Raw genomic sequence first — 5,661 nt, 5'->3', positions numbered from 1 at the left:
AAACTCTTGACACGACCTCAGACCAGGATATATAATGATAGAAAGGAGCGTGAAAAAACCATGAGCGCACCGACCAGGGATATTGGAATTGTTGTTAGTAAGGTTGGCGAGCTGGCGGTGACGGGGCTCCCATGCTTCATGTACCATGACCCCTATCACGAGCGCTTTGTCAACTATATCCGCTTACTGGTGGCCCAGAACCTGCCTGTTCTGGTCCGTCTGCATCCGGGGTGGAACTACCCTATGGAGGAGGACATCCTCCGGAAGGAAGTCGACCGCACTGGGCACGCGGTGCTGGTGGTGGGCTATGACGACGCCGCCGAGGAATTCATCCTTCTCGACCCGTGGGATCAAAGCCACTGGGGGGGAAGCAGGGGCGGAGAGTGGCGTATCGGCTACCGTGAACTTGGCCTCCTTGCCGTGGACTGCACTAGAGACGCTGTGATTACCGGTGTCTTGCCGAATGTGGAAATCCAGTTCGACGGCGTGGATGCACTCCAATGCAACGTCACGTATTCTTGTCCCGAGCCTCTCTTCCGGACCTTTATTGCAGAGGAGGCATTCCTGACGCTGACCGTGCCAAAAGGCTTGCAGCTGGACACGGACGGGGACCAGATAAGCCTTGGCCAGCTGCAGCCGGGGGAAACACGCTCCGTGGTTATTCCCGTGATCTTGGAAGACCCTGTAAACGGCGAGATTACGGCAGAGATTGATCTTGTCATCCGCTCCCTCTGGTTGCGAGACTGGAAGGAGACCATCCGGGTCGTCTCCCGTCATCGTATCACTGCTATTGAGCGGGCCATGGTCTAGCCAGGTAGCGCATAGCCTTACCGTATCCCCTATTCCGTCATCTCACGGAGGCCATGCTTCCTCAAACACTAGCCTCTGCGGGGGCGTTTTATGCATAAAGCCATCGCCACCTTGAAGGCCTTGAAGGCTAGGTTAGGGCTAGTACTTCTCACCCGAGAACTCCCATTCTCGTACTTTTTCATCAGCAGGACCCTGTCCCGCATTGGCGAGAATGTATTCTCCATCGCCGTCCCGTGGCTGGTGTTTCAGCTGACGGGCAGCACCCTACAACTCGGACTGGCCTTTGCCCTCCAGGTTGTCCCTTCACTGCTGCTAGCTCCCTTTGCTGGCGTTTACGTGGACGCCGCTTCCAGAAAAAGAGCGATGCTCGTTTCGGAGGGTTGCCGGGCACTGCTCGGTCTGGCTGTGACTGGGCTGTCCCTCCTGGGTAGCCTCCAGGTGTGGCACCTGTATCTCGCGGTGGTGGCCCATGCGGTCACCGCCAGTTTTCTTACCGTGGCAGCCGGGGCTGCTATTCCGGCCCTCGTGGACCAGGTTGACTTAACGCGCGCCAACGCGCTCATCAGGTTGAGCCGCAACCTGTGCGACATCTTGGGCAAGGTCATGGCCGGCCTACTCTTGGCCTGGCTGGGCCCGGCGTACACGTTCCTGGCGAATGCCGCCTTGACTTTCGCGTCCGCGGCTCTGTTGTTGCCGCTCCGGGGCATAGACGGGGGATCCCCAGTGGTGCGGGGCTGGCGGCCAAGGGTACTACAGGACTTTGTGAGTGGAGTGGGTATCCTGCGCCGCCACAGCGCGGCTGTGCTTGCCATGGCGGATCTGGTGGTGATCAACGTCGGTATTCCGGTCCTGGCAATAGCCCTTCCCGTCATTTCTGAAGAGGTCCTGCGCCAGGGTGCCGCTGGCTATGGGCTCCTCACCGGAGCGATGGCGCTCGGGGCCATCGTTGCCACCCTGATAGCCGCTCTGCTGGTCGGACGCATGGACGAGGGCCGATTGTCTGGGCTTGCCACGGTCCTGTTCGGCCTCCTGGTTGTTTCCCTGGGCTTCGTGAGGGCACTGGAGTGGGGGCTGCTGGCGATGACGCTTATCGGTCTGACGGCCGAATTGGTTTCGGTCTACACCTCCAGCATTCTGCAGCGGACCCTTCCTTCGGATGTCCTGGGCCGGGCCTTTGCTGCCCAGTTTACGGCCCTACGGATCGTCCCCGCGGTCGTGTTCCTGAGTGCCGGTTCTGTTCTCCAAACGTTCGGCGTGCAAACGTTCTTGATCGTGGGGGGTTCTATAACTGTTCTCATCGCGGCGCTCTTGCTCCAGCTCAGGGTGCGGGGTGCGCGAGAGAAAAACCGATGAGGTGGGGTTCCAATAGGGCCATCCGGGTTGGGGAGAGACTGCGAGGAGAAGCTACAAAGAGGAGGTGATACAAAGATGAAGCTGCGGTGGATCCAGTACATCCAAGGAGTCCCACGGTATCCTGTTCTGGCTGGCGACAAAGTCATGATCGTGGCATATAACCGGACGGTACACCAGTACGAGGTGATGGCCTGCCGCTCCCACGACGGGGAGCTCAGGTGGAAGTTAGCTCTCCCTGCCGGCGGCTACGGACGTCCAGCAACGGACGGATCGAGGCTTTACATGCTCTGGGGCCAGTCCGGGTTGGCTGCCCTAAACGTCGAGAACGGAGACCTGCAGTGGGCATGGAAAACACCGTGGCGGATCAGGAGCGGCCCGGTTCTTTTTAAAGACATGGTCTACCTATGTGCTGGAGACTCTATCATCGCCGTCAACAAAGAAGATGGGCGGGAAACACGAAGGTTCCAGGTGGGGCGAACATTTCTGTTCGGCAACCCCTGCGTCTCCCTTATTGACTCCCATCCTTTGTTGTTTGTCTTGGGTGCGGAACCGTCAAACAATTACCTGTACTGCGTCTCCCTAGACGACACGGGAGCACCCGTCAGTCTTGAGTGGAAACGGCCAATTGGTAAGACCGGAGTTGTGTCGTCGGAAACGGCCGGACCTGCCGTGGGCGCCGACCGTATCGTGATCGGATCGCTCGACGGCACAGTTACCTGCTTCGCATGCGCCACGGGGCAGGTATTGTGGACAGATCACGTGGGGGAGGTCACGATTCGCAGCGCTGCCTTTACGGATGGGGAACGTGTCTACGTCACCACACTCGGGGGCTCCATTCTCGCTTACAGCCTGCACACGGGGGCCCGGTTGTGGGAGCGGCAATTGTACGCGGAGGGGATCTGGGCCCCTCCAGCCCTGGCGGCTGGACTTCTGATCGTCCTGGGTGGTGGTGTCCTCGAGGCCATCGACCCGTCCAACGGGTCGTCCGTGGCACAAGTTGCGGTGGGTCATGGCCCCTACTCCGCCCCCGTTCCCTCCGGAACTCATGTATTCGTGGGCGGTGGGGATCCCCCGTTCACGGGCTATCTCTTCGCGGTGGACCTGGCGGTGGCCGATCCCACCAGCATGGCGGACCAAAACCTCGCCGATCTTGAAATCCAAGCTAACGATTGGGAAATTCAGATTTCCTTCCGGGTTCCACCTTTGGTTACAGACCTCTGGCTCGATGGACGGCCCCTGGGGGCGGATGCGGTGATTCGTCCTGTTCGTCGGGCAGATCGGGCTTACTTTCGCATTGCGCTCGCCCCCGGCAAGCGCATCGGAAAGTACGCCCTCCCTGTGGCACTGTGGCGCCAGGATAAGCTCATCTGGAACACGATTCTCGTCGATCTCGGAATGAACCGTGGGCCTACATTGGGGTTACCTCAGCAAGCGCGGGTCTCACATCTCATCTTTGAGCCCCAGGCCGAGCCAACTGCCAGCGGTGCTGCCGCGTTGTCGATGCTGCTTGGGCATTTTGGGCTGAAGGTGTCCCAGCAGCACGTCAAGGAGATGGCGGACTATCTGGTGGAAACGTGGCAGGTGGACCCACACCACAAGTGGTCTGGCGTGGCAATGCGAATTTCCCACGCAGGCGCCCGCGATGTGCGAGCTAAGAAGCCGTCGTAAAGGTCAACGGGAAAACTCGCCTCGATTTTACATGGCCCCTAGGATCCGCTTTTACCTCCCCCGCCCTCAGCCAGGCCCTTAGCCCCTGCAGTAAGCCCATCACCCGGGTGTCCACCAGAAGGCTCAGGCCCAGGGCGTGCAGGTAGATAGGGAGGCGGTAGATGGGGTAGAGAGAGACTTCCTTCCCCAGCGCCTCCGCTACCCAGCGTTGCAGCTTGAGCCCCGTCCACAAGCCGCCTTCAGGCGGGAGGCCTTGGCGGTAGATGAGGGCCTGCAGAACCCTCTCCCGTTCTTCTGGGGTCAGCTTTGGCGGTTGTCGTGCCTCCTATCCGGGAGGGCCTCGAGGCCCTCCCGGTTGTAGCGGGCCACGGTGGCGCAAACCCAGCGGGAGGTATGGAGGGCGATGGCGGCCACCTCCTGGGCGGTGAGGCCCTGCTTGGCGTGGTACGCCGCCAGAGCCTTCTTGATCCGTTGCTGGAGCTGGGGGAGGGTCAGGTGATCAACGACGGTCATGGGGGTAAAAAGGGTATCACCTACCACGCCACCCAGGCCTGGGCCCAGGATCTCTTTCCCGAGCCCCCGCCTTCCCACCAGTCCCTGGTCTGGTTTGCCCACCGCTACCTGGACGAGGCCATGCTGGAGGCCCTACTGCAAAAGCTCCGGGCGAGACCTGAGGAAAGGCTTTCCCGGGAGGATGAGGCGGGCCCTTTCGCCTAAGGGACACCACGGGGCTTCCCTACCGAAGCAAGGACCGCCTCCCCCGGTGGCGCAGGGGACAGGAGGCGCGGCGGGTGCGAGGGCATGGGAGGCTCTGGGCCCTTGCCCGATGGTGGAGGGGGCTAAGGCTTCTGGTTCTGGAGGGGGTTTGGGTGGGGCCAGGGTATGCCTCGGACCCCCGGCTTGGGCCGAGGGTTGCGGCGGTTTGGTCGGGAGGGTGGGGTGCTTTTGGGGGACGCGGGATTTGACGGAGAGGAGGTTTGGCGGGTGGTGAAGGGGCTTGGGGTGCGGCCCCTGATCCGGTTGCGGGAGAAGGGGGAGGTCCGGGATGCAGTGCGGCGTTGGGCGGCTTTCCACTGGGAGGATGCGCTGTATCGGTTTCGTGGAGTGGTGGAGGGGGTGTTTGGGGGGATGAAGAGCCGGTGGGCCGGGGGCTACTTGATGGAGCGCAAGCCCTCTTCGGCGATGAAGCGGATCTTCCTGGAGGCCATCGCCTATGACCTCCGGATCCTCCTTACCCTCACCCCTGTTCCCAAGGGGTTCAAGCCAATTTACTAGGCAAGCCCAGGGGGCCTGAGCCCGGACAGAAACATGTGAGACTCAACATGTGAGACTCTAGAGACCCGGGATGGGATAAAAAGGAGGGGGACCGACTCCGAAAGGAGGTCCCCCAAGCGCAGCTTGCCACAGTTAGCAAAGAGGTCATAAGAGGGGCCAAGCTCGCCTTCCAGCTCGCCGAGGCTCAAGCCGGCGACCCCAAAGTCAAGGAACGCCTGCGCAAGCTCAAGCAGGTGGAGACCCTACGCCGCCACGGGGTGGACTGGGAAGAGGTCCAGGACCTGGTGGGCCTCAGCCGGGCCACCTACCACCGTTGGAAGAGGAGGCTCAAGGAAGAGGGGCTCAAGGGTTTGGTCCCCAGGTCCAGGCGCCCCAAACGCTTGCGGCGGAAGCGACACTGGACTCCTGAGCTTCTCCTGAAGGTGGAGGCTTTGAGGAAGGAGGGCTTTGGGGTGACTCAAAACTTGCACTTATCCATCCCTCTCAACCCTATGCAACCGGGGCACTTGAAAAGGGCTGCGGGTTTCCCGTCTGATGACGGGTGCCATGCCCACA

General features: G+C 61.2%; 6 protein-coding genes and 1 pseudogene. 6 read left to right on the top strand and 1 reads right to left on the bottom strand.

Translation table 11 applies throughout. From position 1 onward, the window contains the following. The 3 genes from TNMX_RS12455 to TNMX_RS12000 all read left to right on the top strand — a co-directional run. On the top strand, positions 1 to 810 hold an 810-nt coding region (locus TNMX_RS12455; protein ID WP_216593119.1), incomplete at its 5' end, for a hypothetical protein. 90 nt (positions 811 to 900) lie between these two features. Beyond that, on the top strand, positions 901 to 2,163 hold the full coding sequence (locus TNMX_RS12005; RefSeq protein WP_028493939.1) for an MFS transporter: 1,263 nt from the start codon (positions 901 to 903) through the stop codon (positions 2,161 to 2,163). 75 nt (positions 2,164 to 2,238) lie between these two features. Beyond that, positions 2,239 to 3,831 (top strand): PQQ-binding-like beta-propeller repeat protein, encoded by a 1,593-nt coding sequence (locus TNMX_RS12000; protein ID WP_038032562.1) that lies wholly within the window; start codon positions 2,239 to 2,241, stop codon positions 3,829 to 3,831. A 300-nt stretch (positions 3,832 to 4,131) separates the two neighbouring features. Here TNMX_RS12000 and TNMX_RS13125 read toward each other — a convergent pair whose 3' ends face one another. Next, the gene (locus TNMX_RS13125; RefSeq protein WP_015717267.1) at positions 4,132 to 4,344 is read right to left on the bottom strand and encodes a helix-turn-helix domain-containing protein; all 213 of its coding nucleotides are present in this window, start codon (positions 4,342 to 4,344) and stop codon (positions 4,132 to 4,134) included. Between TNMX_RS13125 and TNMX_RS12940 the strand changes: the two genes are divergently transcribed. From TNMX_RS12940 to TNMX_RS11980, 3 genes and pseudogenes are all read left to right on the top strand, one after another. Continuing rightward, the gene (locus TNMX_RS12940; protein ID WP_015717266.1) at positions 4,327 to 4,548 is read left to right on the top strand and encodes a hypothetical protein; all 222 of its coding nucleotides are present in this window, start codon (positions 4,327 to 4,329) and stop codon (positions 4,546 to 4,548) included. The genes TNMX_RS13125 and TNMX_RS12940 overlap by 18 nt on opposite strands. After that, positions 4,536 to 5,106, top strand: a pseudogene (locus tag TNMX_RS11985) (transposase); the annotation flags it as partial. The gene TNMX_RS12940 and the pseudogene TNMX_RS11985, both read left to right, overlap by 13 nt. Before the next feature lie 146 nt (positions 5,107 to 5,252). Further along, the coding region (locus TNMX_RS11980; protein WP_156919469.1) for a helix-turn-helix domain-containing protein at positions 5,253 to 5,661 on the top strand (409 nt) is incomplete at its 3' end.

The organism is Thermus sp. NMX2.A1 (genome assembly GCF_000511705.1).
GTDB lineage: Bacteria > Deinococcota > Deinococci > Deinococcales > Thermaceae > Thermus > Thermus scotoductus.
This window is presented reverse-complemented; position numbering and strand designations above follow the sequence as displayed.